This window comes from Nakamurella deserti (genome assembly GCF_003260015.1).
GTDB lineage: Bacteria > Actinomycetota > Actinomycetes > Mycobacteriales > Nakamurellaceae > Nakamurella > Nakamurella deserti.
The window spans coordinates 151,400-171,827 of the sequence record NZ_QCXS01000002.1 but is presented as its reverse complement, the minus strand read 5'-3'; the positions used below and the strand labels follow the sequence as shown (position 1 = coordinate 171,827).

Genomic DNA, 20,428 nt, shown 5'->3' with positions numbered 1-20,428 from the left:
GGCCGGACCGGTGGGAGCCGGTCCGGTCACCGGTCACTCGGCGACGAGGCTGGTGCCGCCGGAGAACTGGGACAGCTGGAAGACGACGAACTCCGCCGGTTTGACCGGGGCGACACCGATCTGACAGACCACCTGGCCGGCGTCGATGCCCTCCGCGGGGTTGGTCTCGCGGTCGCACTTGACGAAGAACGCCTCGTCGGGGGTGAGCCCGAACAGCGCACCCTTGCGCCACTCGTTGACCAGGAAGGCGCTGATGGTCCGCCGGATCTTCGACCACAGGGCGTCGTCGTTGGGCTCGAACACGACCCAGCTGGTGCCGTTGAGGATGGACTCCTCGAGGTAGTTGAACAAGCGTCGCACGTTGAGGTACCGCCATGCCGGGTCCGACGACAGGGTGCGCGCGCCCCAGATCCGGATGCCGCGACCGGGGAAGCTGCGCAGGCAGTTGATCCCGACCGGGTTGAGCAGGTCGTGTTCGTTCTTGGTGATCTGCAGCTCCAGTGACAGGGCTCCGCGGACGACCTCGTTGGCGGGAGCCTTGTGCACGCCGCGGCTGTCGTCGTTGCGCCCCCAAATGCCGGCCACGAATCCGGACGGCGGCATGTGGGTGAAGGTGCCGGTGGCCGGGTCGGCCGCCTTGACCCACGGCCAGTACAGCGCCGCGAACTTCGAGTCGTAGCCGGCCCTGTCGACGCGCCACTCGCGGATCTGCTGGGCGTTGAGACCGGGCGGCGGGTCCAGGATGGCGATCCGGTTCCCCATCAGCTCGCAGTGCGCGATCATCGCCAGCTGTACCGCCTTGACCGTGTCCTGGTCGATGGCGCCCTGCTGGTAGGCGCTCATCAGGTCCGGGACGCAGACCATGGTGACGGTGTCGACGGTCTCGAGGCCGGAGAAGCCGGTGCGTTCGGCGACGTCGCCGACGTAGTCCTCGGCGGTCAGCCGCGGCGACGGCACCGCGGCGGGCGGCGGCGGGGTGTGCAGGGTGACGCTGGCCCCGACGGTCGGCGCGGCGGCCGCGGCGGTGGTCGTCGTCTCCTCGATGCGGATCGTGCTCGACGCGGCGTTGACCGCGGTGGCGACGTTGGACTTGCCCCGGCCGGTCGTGAGCCGGTCGTACTCCTCCACGATCTGGTCGCCCCGGCGGACGAGGAGCTTGAAGCTGCCGTCGGGCGCATCCCCGTCGACACCCTGGATGTCGACCGCCAGCGACCCGTCGGGCGTGCCGGCATCCAGGGCGACGACCCGGTAGCTGCCGAGCATGGCCTGGGCGCCGGCGGTCAGCGCGGAGCGGGTCGCTCCGTTGCGGCCGGCGGCGGGATCCTGGCCGATACGGACGACATAGCAGTTACCGCCGCCGTTCTGGAAGTAGGCGTAGACCGACTGGGCCAGGTACGAGCCCGCGACGAAGCCGCCGAAGTGGCGGGTGTACTCGCTCCAGTTCGGCACGAGTGTCGGGGTGTTGAACTCGCCGTCCTCGGCGAGACCGATGAAGGCGGCGACGGCGGTGCCGACGCCTTCGATGGGCCGGGACCCGGAGTCGACCTCCTCGACGTACACGCCGGGAGAGAGGTAGGTCGGCATGCTGCCTCCTTGAGAGATCCGTCCGGACAACGGAAATGCTGCGCTGTTTCGCGGTGCCGGGAGACGTGCGGCGGGACGCCACCGGGGGCAGGGTCGGGTGCTCGATCGGGCACCGTCGGCACCGGGCTCCCTCGCCGGCGGGTCTGCTGCACGAGGACGTCGGTGGACGTGGAACCGGGCGGCGGCGCGGTCCTGCCGGTCGACCCCACGGACCCACCGCGCCGGCGCGGGCTGCGGTGTCCGCCTGTGTCCGTCGGACTCACGCCCGGACGCGGCGAGGGCGCGGTGCGACCCTGTCGCCGCTCCCGCCGCCCACCGGCTTGAGCTCCGGCACGGTTCGCGGGGGGCGCACGGAGGTGCTTCGGCCCCGGGGTCTCAGGGGCCGCCGACGGAGGTGTAGCTCCGCCGGAGGGCGTTCACCCCCTGGTCGGTGGTGAGGCGGTAGCGGGTGCCCCAGCGCACGATGCTGACCCGCAGGCCGGGGTTGTCGAGTCTCTTCCGGAGCGTCAGGAGCTGATCGACGCACGACGGGCACGGGCTGTGCGAGATGTTGATCTCGATCGCGCGGATCCGTTTCGACCAGGCGGGGTCCTTCGCCAGCATCGCTTCGATCTGGGTCAGCAGACGCGCTTCCGCATGGGTGCTCGTCGCTTCGTCACCGGTCGCCCGGGTCACGAATTCCGCTTTCCGCTCGGCCATCTCGGTGGCCGCGTCGCTCGCGATGACGAATCCGCCGGCCCGACCGGTCAGTACGTGCTCCAGGTCCATCTCGTGCGCTGTCCGGGTCGGGGTTCCGGAGGTGTCGACCGCGGTCCCCCTGGTGTTGGCGGGGCGGTCGCCGGAGCTCGGGTACGGTCGCTCCTTCGCGCCGCAGCTCACGGTCACGGTGGCGACACACCGTACCGAGCCGGTGGATGCACCGGCCTCACCGCCGGGCGTGGTGTAGCCGGGCACCTGCCCCGCGAGTTTCATCCGCTGGCGGTGCACGCCCTCGAAGATCGCCCCCATCGACTGCCCCAGCTTGTACTGCGCCATCGACAACTTCTGCTCGGTGGCGCGGCGGCCGCCGCTGAGCATCTCGTTGACCGCGCCCAGGCGGCCCCTCGCCGTGTCGACATGGTCGAGCAACACTCTGCGGGCCTGCGTCTGCGCCGGAGTGGTGGCCGGGAAAGCGGCGATCTCGGGGCCGTAGTGCGCGAGCACCGCACCGGCCTCGGCCGGGTTGCTGGCCACCATGACCCGGGGAGTACCGGACTTCTCGATGTACACCCGGTGCGCTTCCCCGCCGGCCCGGAATCCGAAGGCGGCCGGGATGGCACCGAGGACGCCGGCGACCTTCTCCTTCCCCGCCGCCACCTTCCCCTTCACCCAGGCCTTCCCGGCCGCGATCTTCGCCTTCACCCTCCCGCTGACGCCGGCCAGGCCACGGATCAACGGGCCGGCCAGCTTCAGCCCGGTCGTGATGACGAGATCCAGGGCCTTGTTGACCGGCTTCTGCAGCTTCTGCACGATCGCCCGGATCTTCTCGCCGATGCCCCCGAGACCGATGACGCTGGCGAGGAATCCGATGAGGATGGGCACCATCTGCCCGAGGACGTCGTTGATCCTGGTGACCACGCCGCCGACGTTGCCGCGGACGATGTCGGCGACCGAGTCGATGACGGTGTTGACGAACTTCAGGATGCGGCCGGCGTTGTTGACGAAGAACATGACCACGTCGTAGATCAGCTTGCAGGCCTTGATGAACGCCGCCGCCGGGTTGAGAAGCCCGATCAGCCAGGTGATCCCGGCCGTGATGATCCTGGTGACGACGAAATCCCTGACCTGCTCGAGGATCATCTCCTTGATGTCGCCGAGCTTCTCGACCAGCATCTGCCAGAGTCCGGCCACACCCTCGGTGCGGATGATCTGGAAGATGGCGACGCCCTTCTCGGCGGCCGTCATCGCCTTCTCGCCGATCTTGCGGACCAGCCGGTTGCGGATGTTGGTCCAGGTCAATCCGAACAGCGACGCCAGCAGCTTGACGACGCCGCGGACGTCGAGCTTGTCGGGGATCTCGACACCGCCCTCGGCCAGCGCGCCGAACAGCCAGCTCATCAGGCCCTTGCGCAGGTGGTCGAGGATGTTGTCGGCGAATTTCAGGATGCCGCCCTTGACGCCCGCGATGAGGTTGCCGAGGAAGGCCACCGGCGCCTTGATGATGTCGCCGACCACCCCGGCCACCCGCGACAGGACGTTCTTCAGCATCGCCGCCAGTTCGCGGATGGTGTTGATCACCGCCTTGATGGCGCCGATGGCCTTGTCGACGAGCCCCTTGTTCTCCGCCTGCAGCGCCTCGATCCGCTCGTCCAGCCCCTTCCGGGACTCGACGTACTTCGTCGCGAGCGTGTCGACGACGGCCTCCTGCTTGGCGTCGACGTCGCTCTCCAACTGCTGGAACCGCTCCCCGATCGCCTGCGACGCCTCGGCGCCGACCTTCTGCAGGTCCCTCGGTAGACCCTTGACGTAGACGGCGATCTCGGACCGCCCCTGGGCGATCCGGCGTTTGGCGGCGGTGAGGTCGTTGCCCACGATGTCGGCGACGCGGGAGATGACGGCGTCCATCTGCTTGAGGTACAGCTCCCGCCCGGCGGTGTAGAACTCGTTGACCTTGTCGGGCATCCCGAGCAGCTTGTCCTTGGCCCACCGCAACCCGCCGAGCCAGCCGCCGTAGCGGTCCTTCTTGTAGGCCGACATCTTGGCGGCGACGAACCGCTCGAACGCCGCGCGGGCGGCGGCCTCCCCGTTCTCGAACGCCGCCTCCACCTTCGGGTCGATGCCGTCGAGCAGCTTCTTCACGTCCGCCTCGGTGGCGGTGAAGATCTGGTCGATGCGCCCCGTGACCTCGGCCCGTCTGGCCTCGTCCTTCGACTTCGTCTTCCCCTTGTCCGCCACCAGTTTCGCCAGGGCCGCGCCCTTGGCCGACTGCATCCCGGCCACCCCCGCCCCCGTCTCGGCCGCGGCGTCGGTGCGGTGCTGGGCGAGGACCTCCTTCTCCTGCGCGCGGAACGCCGCCGGCGCGGTGTCGGCGTGCGCGGCCGCCTCCTTCTTGTCGGCCAGCGCCTGCTCGAACTGCGGCTCCCCCGACTGCGCGAGCTGGGTCTCCGAGACCTCTCCCTCGGCCATCTCCTGGTTGGCCTGGTGCTTCCCGGCGGCGAGGTTGGTCTGGTCGGCCGGGGCCGGTTTCGGCACCGCGCCGGCCGCCGGCACCGTTGGTGCGTGACCAGGCTCCTCGGGAGCCATCGGAACGACCGGCTTGGGCACCGCCTTCGACGCGTCGGGCGGCGCCGCGGTGGCGGCCGCGATGTCCCTGGTCTGGCCGTCCTTGCCCTGCGTCACGAGACCCTTGACGGCGCCCTTGACCTCACCGGCCTTGCCCGACCCGTGGTAGTCGTCGGCCTCCTTCAGGGTCTTCGGCGACTTCGCCTCGATGGCGGTCTTGACCGCGGCGACGAAGGCCTGTTTGTCGAAGGTCCCGGGCTGTTGCGCGTCCATCGCGTCCGCCTTGGCGGCCTTGGCCTGCCCGGCCACGTCACCGGCGGGCGGGACCGCGGCGGCCTGCGCCTCCCCCGCCTTGGCGGCCGCCGGCGGATGGGTTCGCGCGGCCGCGGCCACCCGCTTGACCGAGCCGGTGACGGCGGTGAAGGCGGGATCCTGCTCGGGGCGGACGCCCGGTGGCGGGGTCGGCGGCCGGAGCCGCAGGTCGCCGAACCCGGCGGCCGGCCCGTCGACGACCGCCGGTGTCCGGGGCGGCGGGGCGGCCGCGGCGCCGCCGGCGCGGCCGCGCGGCGCCTTCCCGGCCCCCGCCTTGCCGAGTGGGCTCACGGCCGGTACCGGCTTCGGGGGTGGCACCGGCTTCTTCGCCGCGACCGCGGCCGGCCCGAACCCGGTGGTGGTGACGGCCAGCGCGGCGGGCGGCGGTTTCTGTCCTTCGAGGTCCACCGGGACACCGGCCGCCTTGGCGGCCTTCAGCCCGGTCTCGACGGGCTCGATCGCGGGCTCGTCGCGCCTGAGCTCCCGGAGGGCGACGTCGATGTCGGCGAGGGCGGCGTCTCCCGGGGACATCAGGCGGGCGCGCAGCAGCGCGCCCACCGCCGCGTTGCCGGCGGCGCGCTGGAGACCCAGCATGCCGCCGGGGGCGGCCGCGGGTCGGGCCGGCGCGGCCCTGCGGCGCGCCGCGGACAGCGCGTCGGCGGCCGCGGCTCGGGAACCGGGCGTCGACCGGGAACCGCCGGTCACCGTACGTCGCTCATTCGGGCGCCTCCGGGTGCGGTCCGGTCAGTCCGCCTGCTCCTGCTCCTCCGGGGCTTCGGCCCGCTGGACGAACGCGCCCTGCGCGGTCTCCTCCTCCGGCTCCTCCGCACGCTGCACGGACGTGCCCTGGGCGGACCCGGCGGCGACGTCCTCGTCCTCCTCCGCCCGTTGCACCGCGGCCGCGCCGGGCGACACCGCAGGTGCCGCAGCAGGCGCCGGCACGGACATCACCCGCTCCGCGTTCGCCGCCGCCTCCCGTTCGAAGCGGTCCCCGGGGTCGCTGACCCGGATACCGCCACCGGTAGGGGTGCCGTCCACGGGTCCGCTGCGCTGCTGGACGACATGGGTGAGCTCGTGGGCGAGCATCGTCTTGCCCGCGGTACTGGTCGGGTCGTAGGCGTCCCGCTGGAACACCACGTTGCTCCCCACGGTGTAGGCGTGGGCGTTGACCGAGCGGGCGGACTCGTGCGCCCGGCCGTCGGTGTGGACGCGGACGTCACCGAAGTCGTGCCCGAGCCGGGTCTGCATCTCGGCCTGCACGTCCGGCGGCAGCGGACTGCCGCCGCCCGACCCGATCACCTCGTGCACCGGTGACCGTTCCTCGGCCAGCGCGGCACCCACGCCGGCGTTGCCGGCGGCCCGCTGCAGGCCGAGAACACCCGCGGGGTCGAGCACCTCGCGATGTCCGGTGGCGGCGGCCCGCGCGGCCGCGGACGGCGGCGCGGTGTCCAGCCGGGCGGCTCGAGGCCGCAGTGCGGATTCCTCCGCGTCGTGCGAGTGGGTGCGCATGGCGAGGCCTTCCCGAGGTGACGGGTCGATGCTGTCACCGGCACGGTGCCCGGGCAGGGGTCCGACGACCGTCCCCGGGGGCGGACGGCGGTGCCCGATGGGGCAACCGTCAGCGGCGGGGCCGCGCCAGGAGGCCACCGGTGAACATCGCCACACACCCCACGGCCGCGAGGATGCCGCCGATCCCCAGCCGTCCGGTGTCCGGCACCAGGGCGGCCGCGACCAGGAAGCCTCCGAGCAGCAGCAGCGCCAGCAGCGCGGACACCCGGGTCAGCCGCCCGGTGGGGCCGAGCCGTCCGAACACGGCCAGCACGGCCAGCAGCATCAGCACCGCACCGGCCGAGACGAACGGGTCCACCTGGTCGGGCAGGTCGGGCAGTGCGAGCCCCACGTCGGTGTTCCCGGCGGCCACCTCGACGGTGGGCAGACCCCACTCCACGCCGGTGATCTCGCTCCCCACCGGGATGCCGGTCTCCGACGGAACGTCGACGCCGGCGCCGACGTGCCAGGGCAGGAACGCGCCGGCCACCGCCAGCGCACCGCCGCCGACCGTCAGGACCGAGCGCCACAGCGGCCGGCGGTCGGAGAACTCCTGGATGAAGCTGCCCGGCGCTTCGGTTTCCGCCGCACCGTCGGTGGCCACCACCGTGAACGGTCGCGCCGCCTGCTCGCCACCCGCACCCCGGGGTGCCGAGACCCGCAGCGCCACCGTGGCCGCGGCGCCCGCCGGCACGGCGACCGAGGGTGGCCGGAACTCGAACCGCATCGTCCGCTCGGGGTCGAAGGCGCCGAAGGTCACGCTGCGGCTCCGGCCGCCGCCGCGGTTGTCGGCGACGACTGCGAGCTCCCCGGAGCTCGCGTCCCGGACCCGGACCACGCTGGGGTCCAGGCGGACGGCCAGCGGCCGGTCCGGCGGCGGCGGTGACGTGCTCAGCACGAGCGCCCCCTCGACACCGATCTCCCGCTCGCCGTCCCAACCGGTGACGGTGTACGGCCGGTGGACCTCCTGGCCCGGCCCGGGCGGCGCCGCCTCGAGGTGCAGTTCGGCGCCGGCCTCGCCACCCCGGGGGACGTCGACCACGGGCGGCCGGAAGGCGAACCGCAGGCTGGACTCCGGGTCGGCGGCCGTCAGGGTGATCCGCAACGGGCGCACCCCGGCCTTGTTGTCCACCACCACACGGACCCGCCCGTAGCCGGTGTCGCGCAGCCGGAGCAGCTGTGGGGTGAGCTCCAGTTCGTAGGGCCGGTCGACCGGCGCCGCGGACGCGGACTGCAGCAGGGTGACCGTGACCGGGCGGCCGGGCCCGTCCACCGCCAACGTCAGCATGCGGCTCAGTTCCCGTCCCGGCTCCGGCGCCGGCGCGGTGACCGACACCCGGACGTGCGCGCGGCCGCCGGGGGCGACGTCGACGGCGGGCGGCCGGAACCCGAACCGCACCAGACGTTCCGGGTCCGTGCCGCGCAGCACCGCCCGCCGTTCGGCGTTCCCGGCGGCGTTGTCCACCGTCACCACCAGGGTCGCCTCGGCACCGTCGCGGACCCGGACCACCGACGGCTCGGCGGACAGCGTGAGCGGGGCGTGGTTGGGCGGCACCACCAGCACCACGGGCAGCGGTACCGACACCGAGGGGTCGGCGGCCGACCGGATCCGCAGGGCGAGCCGGTGCCGCCCGGCGGGGGCGACCGCGGCGGGCACCGGGTGCAGCTGCACCGCGAGATCGGCGGTGGCGTCGGGCATCAGCCGCACCTCGACGGGGCGCAGGGTGACCCACGGCGGAGGTCGCAGCAGCTCCACCGCGAAGCCGTCCACGATGCCGGAGGCGTTGAACAGCCGGGCCGTCACGACGGCCGGCGCCCCGTCGGGGGGTAGCAGGGTCTCGGGAGCGTCGACGGAGACCCGAAGCGGCTCGACGGACGTGGACCGGGTCGCCGGCGCGGGGGCGGACGGGCGATCCGCCGTCCGGTCCGTCGGCGGCATCCCCGCGACCGGCCCGGGCACTGCTCCCGCCCCCGCGACCGGGTGCCGGGTCGGCCCGGTCGGCGCCCGCAGGTCGAGCACCGTGGTGGCGTCGCCGGATCGGGGTGCGGCACCGACCGCCGGGGCGGTCACCCCGCTGTCGGCGACGGTGTCGTCCGCGTCGCTCCCGGACCACGGCAGGAAAGCGAGGCACGCCACGCAGAACTCGGCGGTCGGCTCGTTGCGCTCGCCGCACTGGGTGCAGAGCTTGTGGTTCATCGGTCCCTCCCCGGGGTGACACCGGCACCGGCCAGGTAGGGCCCGAACTCGCGCTCCAGCACGAGCCGGCCGAGTTTGCGGTACTCCTGCTGGACGGCCGCGATCAGCTCCGCCATCCCGAGCACACCCTCCCCGCCCGCCGCGAGGTACGCGGCCGTGATGGCGGCGGAGCGGATGTTGCCGCCCGACAGCGTGAAGGCGCGGGCGCAGAAGGCGAGGTCGAGGTCCGGGTCGCACGGCAGCGGCGGGACGAGACAGCGCTCCCAGATGGCCAGCCGGCTCGTCTCGTCGGGTGCCGGGAAGTCCACGATCATGTCCAGCCGCCGGGTGAACGCGTCGTCGATGTTGGACCGCAGGTTCGTCGACAGCACGGCCAGCCCGTCGAAGGTCTCCATCCGCTGGAGCAGGTAGGCGCTCTCGATGTTGGCGTAGCGGTCGTGGGCGTCGCGCACCTCGCTGCGCTTGCCGAAGATGGCGTCCGCCTCGTCGAACAGCAGCACCGCGTTGACGCCGTCGGCCTCGGCGAAGATGCGCTCGAGGTTCTTCTCGGTCTCGCCGATGTACTTGTCCACCACGGTGGCGAGGTTCACCGTGTACAGGTCCAGACCGAGGTCGTGCGCGATCACCTCGGCCGACATCGTCTTCCCGGTGCCCGAGTCGCCGGCGAAGAGGGCGGTGACCCCGCGGCCGCGGCCGCCGCCGGGCCGCATCCCCCACTCCAGCAGCACCCGGTCGCGGTGCCGGGCGCGGGACGTCAGCTCGCGCAGTTGCCCGAGAGCTGCGTCGGGCAGAACGATGTCGTCCCACCCCACCACGGGCTCGACGCGCCGGGCCAGCCGCTCCAGGCCCGCCGCGTTCTGGCTGCGGGCGCCGCGCCGGAGGCCGGCCGCGTCGAGCCGGACCGCACCGTCGGCGACGCCTCCTGAGGCCGCCGCCCGGACCGCCTGCGCGATCTGCCGGGGCCCCAGCACGAAGTGGACCGGGACCGCCTCGACCGTGGGCGCAGCGGCGTCCGGGAGGTCGTCCAGCGCTCGCAGCCAGACGCTCCGGCGTTCCGCCGGGGTGAGGATGGGGACGTCGAACGCGGTGGGCACGGAGGTGGACCAGTGCGGGTCCCAGGTGCCGGTCCCCACCAGGACCACCGGGACGCGCAGATCGGCGAGCCGGCGCACCGCGTCCAGATCGGATCCGGCGAGCACGTCCACCGGCCCGGCCACCACCCCGGCCCCACGGAGCAGCGCCTCCCGGCCGAGAACGGTGATCAGGGCGGCGACGTCGGGAGCGGACCGGAGCCGGCCGAGGTCGACGCCGAGCGCCCGCCGGCCGGTGGCGGTCAACGCCGCGGCGGCCGCGGCGGAGCCCACCCCGGCGCCCTGCTCTCGCAGGTGGAACAACCGGCGCCCCGCCGCGAGGGCGTCGGCCAGCCGCTCCGCCACCGGTCCGCGGAACGGCTGCAGGTCGACCAGCACGTCGGCCAGGTGCGGGTCGGCGGCGTCGTCACCGAGCAGGTGCGCGGTGACCCGGTCGGGGACCCGCAGCGCCCGGGTCGGGAACGGCCGGTCGGCGTCGTCGACGAGCACGAGACCACGGTCGACGAGCGGACCGCCGGGCAGCAGGCGGGCGCGCGCCGGCGCGGCGTCGACCGCGAGACCGACCAGCACGAGGGCGGTCCCGATCGAGACGCGGCGGCGCGTGACGTCGTCGTTGAGGTAGCCGTAGAGCCGTTCGTAGCGGCTGTCCAGGTCGGGCAGCGCGGCGACCAGCACCAGGTCGACGTCCGTGTCGTCCAGTCCGGCGGCGTCGGACAACCGGCTTAGCCGGGATCGCGGCGCGGCGGCGGCCACCGGGACCGCGTGCCCCGCCGCGGGTGGGTCGGCCTCCGGCGGGACGAGCAGCTGGTCGACCGCGTCGTCGCCCAGGTACAGCCCCCGGAACGGGTCGTCCGGGTGCGGGTCGCCGCGCCGGCGGTGCTCGACCAGCTGCCGGACCCGGGCCTGGAGGTCGGCGAGCCGACCGGTGAGGAAGTCGTCCCCTGGCCTGCTCACGACGTCTCCCCGGAGCGGGCCCGGCGGCGCCGAGACGGTGCCGGAGCGACGGGGACGGGGGTGTCGCGGACGGCGCGACGGGCGGCGCCGTCGCGGGTCTCCCGAGGAGGCCAGTCCGTGGTGCCGCCGACGGACAGCGTGACGGGCGCGTCCACCGGCGGGCCGGCCTCGAACCGCCGGCCGGTGTCGGTCGGTGCGCTGATCACCACGTCCAGCGACGGCTTGAGCTCGCCGCCGAGCGCGGTCCAGACGTCGGCGAAGGAACGGTCCTCCGGCGGCGGCAGTCCGATGCTCACCGGCACCGGCAGTCCGAGCTCACCGAGCGGTCCGGTGACGAATTCCGCGGGCAGCGCCTCGTGGCGCAGGAAGCAGGCCAGCAGCGTGGACAGCAGCCGGTGCTCGTCCTCGGGTCGCTGCGTCCACGCGGTCACCAGGTAGGACAGCTTGAACCAGCGGGGCGGCAGCCGCCGGGCGGCCACCTGGCCGTCGCGGTACTCGTTGACCAGCCCCCGTTCCCGGCGGCGTAGGTCCTCCCGGATGTCGTAGAGGTAGACGTCGACGGTGGGCACGTTGCGGCGGCTGGACCACTCCTTGGTCGGCGCGTCGAAGACCACCTCGACCTGGGCACCGTCGGCGGCGTCGCGTTCGATCAGCGCGCGCAGCGCCACGTCCACCTCGTGGATCACCGCCGCCGGCCCTCGTCCGGGGAGGGGCGCCGGCGGGCACGGCTGGCCGTCGTCATCAGATGAGTCCCTCCCGCACCGCGTAGGCCACCGCGTGCGAGCGGTTGCGCAGCTGCAGGCGCGTGGTGACGTCGTGCAGGATGTTCTTCACGGTGCGCTGGCTGTAGCAGAGCCGGCCCGCGATCTCGGCGGTGTCGTGACCGGTGGCCACCAGCTTGAGCACCTCCGCCTCCCGCGGGGTGAGACCGGAGAAGGCGATGCCGCGCGGCGCGAGGACCTGCCGCTGCAGCCGGCCGACCTGGCCGAGCAGCCGGCCGAGCAGGTCGGGCGGGATCTCCCCCTCGCCGGCGGCGACCCGGACCAGGGCGCGGACCAGGATGTCGGGCGTGGTGCCCTCCCGGCGCAGCAGCCCCCCGACGCCCGCCTCCGCGGCGGTGACCACGGTGCTGTCGTCGACCACCCGGGCGACCAGCACGGTCCGGGGCACGGACCCGCGCTGCAGGGCCCGGAGCACCCGCACCACGTCGTCGGTGAGGACGTCCGCGACGACCACCGCGACGGCCGCGTCGTCGAGGTGCGCCGCGTCGACGACCCGGATCTCCGGACGGCCCCGGAGCTGGCTGATCACCCCGGCCTGCGAGATCGGGTCGTCGGCGTACACGTAGGTCGCCACCGGCAGCTGCATGGTCGTGCCTTCCTGAAGAACCGGGAACCGTGCCTGTGCGGGCATTGTGGGACGGGCCGCTCAACGCCGGATCAACACGACGTCGACGCCGCGGTCAACGGATCCTCAACGGCCGGCGGGATCCGTCGGCGGGGTCAGCGGCGACCCCACGCGGCCGGGGCGAGCGCGGGCAGGTCGGTCAGCAGCCGTGCGCCGCCGCCGTCCGCGTCGGCGATCCAGTACCGGTAGAGCTGGTCGTCGGCGAGTCCGCGGCTGGAGCGGTAGACCAGGCGGCTCCCGTCGGGCGACCACGACGGGTCGATCTCGTTGTCGTCGGAGTCGGTGGGGACCCGTCTCGGGGCCGCGGAACCGGTGTCCAGCACGTCGATGTCGTAGACGGGCCGGCCGTCCCCGGGATCGGTCAGCCGCCGGAAGGCGATCGCCGAGCTGCCCGTCTCCGGTGAGTACACCGGGTCGAAGTCCTCGTGGTCGTCGGTCAACCGGGTCGGCGACCGTTCGCTGCCGTCGGCGGCGACGTCGTACAGCGACAGGTGCGTGTCGTTCCACGCCCAGCCGAAGAAGGCCAGCCGGGTGCCGTCGGCGGAGAAGGAGAGCCCGTCGTACCAGTCGAAGTCGACCGGGATGCGGGTCACCACCGACCCGTCGGACACCGAGAACACCAGCATGCTGAAGACGTCCTGGGCCGCCTGGTTGGGCTTCTCGGCGTTGGGCCGGGTGACCGCACAGGCGGCCGCGACCAGATCCGGATCGGTGGGACTCCAGGCCGGTGTGTAGTACCGCTGGCATTCCGGATGCCGGATCGCGAACAGCGGGCGGTCGCCGCTGCCGTCGGTGCCGATCACGCGCAGCTCGGTGCCGCCGTCGAAGGCCCGCAGGTACACCATCGACCGACGGTCCGGCGACACCGTCGCTTTCTCCACCGACGCGGTGGGCAACCGGACGCCGATCGCGCCGGTGACCGTGTCCACCGGGTACAGCCCCTGGACGCCGTCGACGTCCAGCGCGGCGATCACGGTCGCTTCCGGCAGTGGGGTCGGCGCCTGCGGGATGCCCGGGTCCGTCGGTCCCGCAGGGCCGCCCGCGGTGCCGGTCGGGTCGGTCGCGGCGGCGTCGGACGACGGGTCCGGAGCGGGATCCGACGTGGTCGTGACGGCCGGCGTGGAAGCGGCGGGGGTGGTCGGCGCGGTTGAGGTGGTTCCGCCCAGCGGCGAGGTCCCACCGCCACCGTCCGTCCGGGGCCACCAGACGACCGCGCCGACCACGAGGACCACCGCGAAGGCCGCCCCGAGGGCCAGCAGCAGCGGCCGGCGGCCGGGACGGGCGGCGGCGCCGGCGTCGTCGTCGTCGCGCCGCACACCGACCGGGGGTGTGCCGTCGGAGGGGTCGGCATCCTCCACCTCCGACGACGGGCCGGCGGGGTCCGGCGCGGGCGGCAGCGCGACGCCGGGGCCGGTCCAGAGGGCGCCGAGGACGACGTCGTGTTTGGGGTTTCCGGTCCGCGCCACCGGCCGCCCGAAGGCGGCCACCACCATCTCGGCCACCAGCGGGATGCGCGACGAACCGCCGATGAGCACCACGGTCCGCAGGTCGGCCGGCTCGACCTGCGCCGACCGCAGCGTACGGCGGGTGGCGTCCAGCGCCTCCCGGACCGCCGGCCGGATCATCTCCTCGAACTCGGACCGGGTCAGCCGTACCTGCTGGGCGGTGCCGGCCGGCGACAGGACCACGAACGTCTCGGGGTCGGCCGACAGCGCCTCCTTGGCGTCGACGCAGTCCCGGCGCAACCGGGTCAGCGCCGGATCCCGGACGTCCACCCCGGACAGGTCGACGGCCGCGGCGCCGAGCACGTGCCGGAACACCGCCTCGTCGAAGTCGGCACCCCCGAGGTGTTCGACACCGTCGGGACGGCCGAGGATCTCGAAGCCGCCGGCGGTGCGGATCAGCACGCAGGCGTCGAAGGTGCCGCCGCCCAGGTCGAACACCGCGATGCGTTCGCCCACTCCCACCGGCCGGGTCGCCGCGAACTGCAGCGCCGCCCCCACCGGCTCCGGGCACAGCCGGACGTCGGGCAGATCGGCCAGGGCCGCGGCCTGACGCAGCAGGTCCAGCTTGAAGGGACCCCAGTTCGCCGGATGGGTCAGCACCACCCAGGCCGGGGACCCGCCACGGGCCTCGACGACCTGGGCGACCACCGCCCGCAGCAGCCGGGCGGTCAGCGACTGGGCCGAGTAGGGCGAACCGGCCACCACCATCGGGACGGGATCGCCGATGCGCCGCTTGAACTCCCGGGCCACCCGCGACGGGTCGGCGGCGGCCCGGCGCTCGGCCGCCTCGCCGACGAGCACCTCCCCGTCCGGCCCGAGGAACAGCACCGACGGGATCTGCAGCGCGCGGTTGCCCAGTCCCACCGCCTCCGGGCGTGCGGCGCTGTCCAGCGTCAGCGTCGCCGCCGCCGTGTAGGTGGTGCCGAGGTCCACGCTCAGCCCGTACGCCAACGCCTCCGCCACCGCACCAGTCTGTCGCGCGCGGACGTCGCCGTCGGGAGTCGATCGGGCCTTCGAGGCAGCCCGAAGGGGCAGACATCGGTGCCGCGGGACCCGTCCGCTTCCGGACGGCGCTCCGCCCGCCGATGATCGGCACACGACGCCGGCCACCCCGCGGGTGCGCGGCCGCCGTACGTCGCCGGTACCCGGGAAGGACCCCGTCGAGGAACGAGATGGCCGTACTGACCGCGATCGAGATCTACCGCGTCGCCCTGCAGGCGGGCTTCACCCCCGAGCAGGCCGTCACGTGGACGGCGGTCGCGCTCGCGGAGTCGCACGGGGTCAACGACCTCGCGTCGCCGGACGGCGTCGGGCTGTGGCAGCTGGACCCGGCGACCGCGGGCCGCTTCGGGGATCTCGACGATCCACTGGTGAGTGCCCGTGCCGCGTACGAACTCTCGGCCCGCGGCACGGACCTGTCGCCGTGGGACGGGCGTGATCCCGACTACCGGATGTTCCTGCCCGCCGTCCTGACCCTGACCCGGGCGGGCGCGGCCGGTCCCGTACCCACCGGATACGACCAGATCGACGGCGGCACCGCGCTGGGTGGCGGGGGCGGCGACAGCGACAACGACGGCCTCACCGACGAGTTCGAGCGGCTGGCCGGCACCGACCCCACCTCGATCGACACCGACGCCGACAGCCTCACCGACGCCTTCGAGCTCGTCACCAGCGGCACCGACCCGCTGCGGGCCGACACCGACGGCGACGCGGTGCCCGACGCCGCCGACTGGGCCACCTCTTCCCCGCTCGTGCCCGACGTCCACGGGCCCCGGCCGGCGCTGGCCGACACCGACGCGGACGGCCTGGCCGACGCCGCGGAGCGCGCCGCCGGACTGGATCCGCTGCGCGCCGACACCGACGGCGACCGGCTGACCGACAGCCTGGAGGTCAGCCTCGGCCTGGACGCGACGGCGGTGGACACCGACCGGGACGGGCTCTCCGACGACGCGGAACTCCGGCACGGCCGGGACGCCCGGGTCGCCGACGTCGCGGTCGCGCCGGTCGCACCGGTCCCGCCGCCGGTCGAAGCGGCGGCGGCGGGCCCCGCGGCCGGCGCGTCGGGTGTCGTCCGCACCATGCTGGACGCCGCTCTGGCGCAGGTCGGCGACCGGTACGAGTTCGGCGTGGACACCGATCCCGACGACCCGGACCCCGACGTCTTCGACTGCGCCGAGTTCACCCAGTGGGCGGCCGCCCGGGTCGGCATCGACCTCGAAGGTGCCTCGTACCTGCAGTATCTCGAGCTCAAGGAGCAGGGTCTGCTGATCCCGGTGGAGCAGGCCGCACACACCCCCGGCGCACTGGTCTTCCACTTCTCGTCCGAGCCGACCCCGGGCGGTGCCCGTCCGGACCAGGCCCACGTGGCGATCAGCCTGGGCGACGGGCGCACCGTCGAGGCGGCCAGCACCACGTTCGGGGTCACCACCCGCGACGTCGGCGACCGCTTCGAGTACGCGGCGGTGCTACCCGGGCTGGGCACGGTCGACCCGGCCGCGGTGACGGCGTCCGTCGACGCTCCCGCGGCCGTGCCCGACGGACCGGTCGACGCGGACGACCTGGACGTCGACCGGGTGATGGCCGGCATCATGCAGCAGGAGTCGGGCGGCGACTACCGCGCCGAGAACCCGACCAGCACCGCCTCCGGCGCCTACCAGTACATCGACGGCACCTGGGACGGCTACGGCGGGTACGACCACGCCGCCGACGCACCGCCCGAGGTACAGGACGCCAGGATGCGGGCCGACGTGACGGCGGCCTACGCCCGGCTGGGCGACTGGGAGCGGGTGATCGCCGCCCACTTCGCCGGCGAGGGCGGCCAGCAGGGACCGAAGTCCGGGTGGGACGTCGCCCCGGGCACCCCGGCCAACCACAACCCGACGATCCGGGACTACGTCGACGGCGTCCTCGGTCACATCGCCGCACCGGACCCGCCGGCCGTCACGCCACCGGAGACCGCCCCGCTGGATTCCGGACCACGGTACGACGTCATCGACGCCGGCGCGCCGATGGCCGACGGCGGGAACGACGCCGACGCCGACGGGCTCACCGACGAGTTCGAACGGCTGCTCGGCACGGACCCGCTGCGCGCCGACACCGACGACGACGGGCTCAGCGACGCCTACGAGCACCTGGGCAGCCACTCGGACCCGCTGCGCGCCGACACCGACGCCGACGGGCTCACCGACAGCGTCGAGGTGGCCGCGGGTTTCAACCCGACGCTCGCGGACAGCGACTGGGACGGCCTCACCGACCCCGCCGAGATGCGTTACGCGAGCGCTGTTCCCGGTGCCACGACGGACGTCGACGACCCGTCGCCGCCCACCTGGGACCTGCCGGACGGAAGTCCGCCGTGACGGCGGCCGCCGCGCGCCGCGATGAGGAGAGGTCATGACGGGGCCGACGGTGCGGCTGGAACCGGAGACGCTGTCGGCGGAGCCCGGCGGGCAGGCCCGCGGCACGCTCACCATCGGCAACCCCGGCGACATCGTCGAGGGATACCGCCTGGAACTGCTCGGGGCGGAGGTGGCCGACTTCGGCACGGTGAGCCCGGCCGAGATCCAGGTGTACCCGGGCCAGGAGGCGTCCGCGGTACTGCTCTTCAGCCCGCCCGACGGCGCCGCCGGCACCGGCGGCCGGCTGCCCTTCGGCGTCCGGGTCACCTCGGTCGTCGACTCCGGCGAGGTCACCGTCGTCGAGGGCGATCTGGACGTCGGACGGGTCTTCGGCCTCACCGCGCGCACGGTGCCGCTGACCTCCCACGGCCGCTGGCGCGGACGGCATCTCGTCACGGTGTCGAACTGGGGCAACGCCGCGGTGACCCTCCGGGTCGGCGCGAGCGACCCGGACGAGAATCTGGACTGTGCGGTGCTGCCCGACCGGCTGCACCTGCCGGTCGGGGCGTCCGGAGTCACCCGGGTCGCGGTGCGGACCCGGCGTCCGTTCCTGCGCGGGACCCCGGTGCGGCGGCCGTTCTCGGTCACCGCCGAACCCGACCCGCCGGAACCGGCGCCGTCAGTACCGGGCCTCGTCGGCTCCGACGGGCGGCGGGTGGTCGTCGACGCCGCGTTCACCCAGCGGCCCATCCTGTCCCGGGCGGTGGTGACGGTGTCCACGGTGGCCGTGCTCCTGGTGGGTGGCGGTGTCGCCTGGGCGCTCACGCGGCCGACGTCGGAGACCGGGAACGTCCTCACCACCGGCATCCCCGACCGTCCCGAGCTGACGGCGGTGGCCGCGGTGGACGCCCTGACCCTCCGGTGGACGCCACAGCCCGGCGTCGACGGCTACGACCTGTTCCCGGTCATCGACGGCGCGCGTGGGCCGCTCACCGCGCTGCCCGGTGGGCAGGGCGTCCAGGTCGTCACCGACGTCGTCGGCGGCACCACCTACTGCTACGCCCTGCAGGCCCGGCGCGGCACGTCGGTCGGGCCGGTGTCGCCGCCGGCCTGCGCGACCGTCCCCACGGCCGCTGCGTCGGCGAGCGCGACGGACGCCGCGCCGGTGACCTCCGAGGTGCCCGCGCCGACGTCGGCAGCCCCGGCGTCGGCCGCGCCGACGGTTCCGGAGACGCCGCTGCCCGGGTCCGTCGCGGTGCCGCCCGCTTCCGTGCCGACGCCGGTGGTCCCGCCCGCGAGCGGGTCGGTGGCGACGTCCGCGTCGGAGACGACACCGGCGTCGGAGACGGCATCGACGTCGGAGACGACGCCGGCGACCGGCACGACGTTCGCCGCCGGCGCCCACATCGCCGTGCTGGCGGTGTATCCGGTGACGGACGTGGACCCGCAGGGACGGGCGGCCCAGCGGCGCGACACCCTGCAGGCGCAGTTCCCGGACCGGACCGTCGCGGTGCTCGCGTCGGCCGACCATCCGGGCCTGACGCTCGGGGCCGCGCCGGTGGTGAACGACAGCTACATCGTCTACGTCGGCCCGTTCGCGTCCCCGGCCGAGGTGACGGCCTTCTGCGCCACCGGTTCCGGTCCGTCGTGGATCTGCCTGGACGCGCAGCCCGTACCCGCCCGCTGAGGCCGGGTCCGCCGTGGACCCGCCCGCACGCGCAGCCCGTACCCGCCCGCTCAGGCCGGGTCCGCCGTGGACCCGCCCGCACGCGCAGCCCGTACCCGCCCGCTCAGGCCGGGTCCGCCGTCGACCCGCCCGCACGCGCAGCCCGTACCCGCCCGCCGAGGCCGGGTCCGCCGCGGACCCGCCCGGACGCGCAACCCGTACCCGCCCGCTGAGGCCGGGTCCGTCGTGTCCGCTGCGGCTCCGCGGTCAGGGACGGGCCAGGAACTCCACCTCGGTGACCGACACCTCGGGCCGCGCATCGGGGGTCGCGGCCGGCCACACCTCGACGACGGACAGCCACACGGTGTCCGCGGAGATGCGCACCGCTGTGGTCACCGGCGCCGCGGTGTCCGGTACGTCCACCGTGACACAGCCGTCCGCCCAACCGATCTGGATGCGTCGAGGCCGGGGTTCGGTGGCGCGCTGGTCGGCTGACGGCGGTCCCGGATGGATGCGGACGGTCCGCACCTCGCGGGTGGCGCCCAGACCGACCAGCAGCGCGCCGGGGGCGGCGGGGTCGGCGTCGGTGCGGGGTGCCGCGCAGTCGGTGGCCGGCGCGCTGCCGGCCGGCCACGGCGTCACCCAGGCGGTGTCAAGACGCCGGTCGACCGCCGCACTGCCCGGGCCGTCGGCGCTCTCGGCGGGCACGGCCACCGCGGTGAGATCACCGACCGGCACCTGGACGTCGCGCAGGTCGTTCCACCGGTCCGCCGCCCAGCCGACCGGGTCGCGCCCGATGAGGGTGAGACCGCCGATCAGAAGCCCGATCCCGAGCACGCCGAAGAGCCAGCGGCGCACCCGGTAGCGCAGCGGGAGGCTGCGTCGCCACGCCGCCCGGGTCGCACCGCCCGGGCGCCACCGCCACCACGGCAGCCGCGGGTCCGGTGCGGCCGACGGCGGCGCCGCGTCGGCGGCCGGGTGCACCAGCTGGAACCCGCAGCGGCGGCAGAACCGGCGCCCCGACTCCGCCGGGGCCGCACACTGCGGGCAGGTCCGCCTTGGGGGCGGCGCCGGGTCGTGGGTCGCCGCGGGCGCCGGGTCGGCGATGGCCGCCGCGGCGGGGGTCGCGGGGGTGGCGGACGGGCCGGGGTGCGTGGTGGTGGTGCGGGCGGCCGCCCCGAACGTCCACCGGGCGACCGGGACGTCGTCGTCGTCCGGGAACCCGCCGGCTGACCCGGCGGCAGGCGGGGGGTGGTCGACCGGGGGCCGGTCCACCGCGGGTGGGTGCCCGTCAGCCGCCGGCGGCGCTCCGTCGTCGCGGGCGTCCGGCGCCTCGTCCCAGGCGAGGAAGGCGCCGCAGGAGGCGCAGAAGTCGACCGGCCGACGGTTGTGCGCACCGCACGCGCCGCAGACCATGTCCCTCACCCGGCACCTCCGCCGCGATCCTCGCAGTCGGGGGTCGCCCAGGGGCTGCATTGCCTGATCGTCGGCCCGAAAGGGCAGTCGTGACGGCAGTTCCGCCATCGTGCTTGACGCTGTCCACCGCCTGCGGTGTGCTCGGTCCGACG

At 74.4% G+C, this 20,428-nt stretch carries 11 protein-coding genes; 2 read left to right on the top strand and 9 right to left on the bottom strand.

The genetic code is table 11. From position 1 onward, the window contains the following. Window positions 1-33 precede the first annotated feature (33 nt). The 8 genes from DB033_RS01060 to DB033_RS01025 all read right to left on the bottom strand — a co-directional run bounded on the left by DB033_RS01060 (window position 34) and on the right by DB033_RS01025 (window position 14,822). Window positions 34-1,584 (bottom strand): phage tail sheath family protein, encoded by a 1,551-nt coding sequence (locus tag DB033_RS01060; RefSeq protein ID WP_111765072.1) that lies wholly within the window; start codon window positions 1,582-1,584, stop codon window positions 34-36. Window positions 1,585-1,959: 375 nt separating this feature from the next. Beyond that, complete coding sequence (locus DB033_RS01055; RefSeq protein ID WP_111765071.1) at window positions 1,960-5,862, bottom strand: hypothetical protein; 3,903 nt, start codon at window positions 5,860-5,862, stop codon at window positions 1,960-1,962. A 39-nt stretch (window positions 5,863-5,901) separates the two neighbouring features. Continuing rightward, window positions 5,902-6,666, bottom strand: coding sequence for an eCIS core domain-containing protein (locus DB033_RS01050; RefSeq protein WP_111767137.1), 765 nt, complete (start codon window positions 6,664-6,666; stop codon window positions 5,902-5,904). 109 nt (window positions 6,667-6,775) lie between these two features. After that, window positions 6,776-8,902, bottom strand: coding sequence for a zinc ribbon domain-containing protein (locus DB033_RS01045; RefSeq protein WP_111765070.1), 2,127 nt, complete (start codon window positions 8,900-8,902; stop codon window positions 6,776-6,778). Next, window positions 8,899-10,947 carry an ATP-binding protein gene (locus DB033_RS01040; RefSeq protein WP_111765069.1) on the bottom strand — a complete coding sequence of 683 codons (2,049 nt, stop codon included), beginning with the start codon at window positions 10,945-10,947 and terminating at the stop codon, window positions 8,899-8,901. Before DB033_RS01040 ends, DB033_RS01045 begins: the two co-directional genes overlap by 4 nt. After that, window positions 10,944-11,633: a Pvc16 family protein gene (locus tag DB033_RS01035; RefSeq protein ID WP_111765068.1), complete on the bottom strand. Its 690-nt coding sequence runs from the start codon at window positions 11,631-11,633 to the stop codon at window positions 10,944-10,946. Before DB033_RS01035 ends, DB033_RS01040 begins: the two co-directional genes overlap by 4 nt. 55 nt (window positions 11,634-11,688) lie before the next feature. After that, window positions 11,689-12,315, bottom strand: coding sequence for a helix-turn-helix transcriptional regulator (locus DB033_RS01030; protein WP_111765067.1), 627 nt, complete (start codon window positions 12,313-12,315; stop codon window positions 11,689-11,691). Between the two features lie 134 nt (window positions 12,316-12,449). Continuing rightward, the gene (locus DB033_RS01025; RefSeq protein WP_170315455.1) at window positions 12,450-14,822 is read right to left on the bottom strand and encodes an Hsp70 family protein; all 2,373 of its coding nucleotides are present in this window, start codon (window positions 14,820-14,822) and stop codon (window positions 12,450-12,452) included. A 209-nt stretch (window positions 14,823-15,031) separates the two neighbouring features. Here DB033_RS01025 and DB033_RS01020 point away from each other — a divergent pair, with 209 nt between their 5' ends. After that, complete coding sequence (locus DB033_RS01020; protein WP_111765065.1) at window positions 15,032-17,215, top strand: transglycosylase family protein; 2,184 nt, start codon at window positions 15,032-15,034, stop codon at window positions 17,213-17,215. Window positions 17,216-17,249: 34 nt separating this feature from the next. Further along, window positions 17,250-18,881 carry a COG1470 family protein gene (locus DB033_RS01015; RefSeq protein ID WP_111765064.1) on the top strand — a complete coding sequence of 544 codons (1,632 nt, stop codon included), beginning with the start codon at window positions 17,250-17,252 and terminating at the stop codon, window positions 18,879-18,881. A gap of 246 nt (window positions 18,882-19,127) precedes the next feature. Here DB033_RS01015 and DB033_RS20460 read toward each other — a convergent pair whose 3' ends face one another. Then, the gene (locus DB033_RS20460) at window positions 19,128-20,285 is read right to left on the bottom strand and encodes a hypothetical protein (protein WP_157970435.1); all 1,158 of its coding nucleotides are present in this window, start codon (window positions 20,283-20,285) and stop codon (window positions 19,128-19,130) included. Between the last annotated feature and the right edge of the window lie 143 nt (window positions 20,286-20,428).

What these genes read in the sequence shown, in the direction of transcription:
- DB033_RS01045 (WP_111765070.1), bottom strand. Translation starts at nt 8,902, where the DNA reads ATGAACCACAAGCTCTGCACCCAGTGCGGCGAGCGCAACGAGCCGACC.
- DB033_RS01060 (WP_111765072.1), bottom strand. Translation starts at nt 1,584, where the DNA reads ATGCCGACCTACCTCTCTCCCGGCGTGTACGTCGAGGAGGTCGACTCC.
- DB033_RS01030 (WP_111765067.1), bottom strand. Translation starts at nt 12,315, where the DNA reads ATGCAGCTGCCGGTGGCGACCTACGTGTACGCCGACGACCCGATCTCG.
- DB033_RS01020 (WP_111765065.1), top strand. Translation starts at nt 15,032, where the DNA reads ATGGCCGTACTGACCGCGATCGAGATCTACCGCGTCGCCCTGCAGGCG.
- DB033_RS01015 (WP_111765064.1), top strand. Translation starts at nt 17,250, where the DNA reads ATGACGGGGCCGACGGTGCGGCTGGAACCGGAGACGCTGTCGGCGGAG.
- DB033_RS01050 (WP_111767137.1), bottom strand. Translation starts at nt 6,666, where the DNA reads ATGCGCACCCACTCGCACGACGCGGAGGAATCCGCACTGCGGCCTCGA.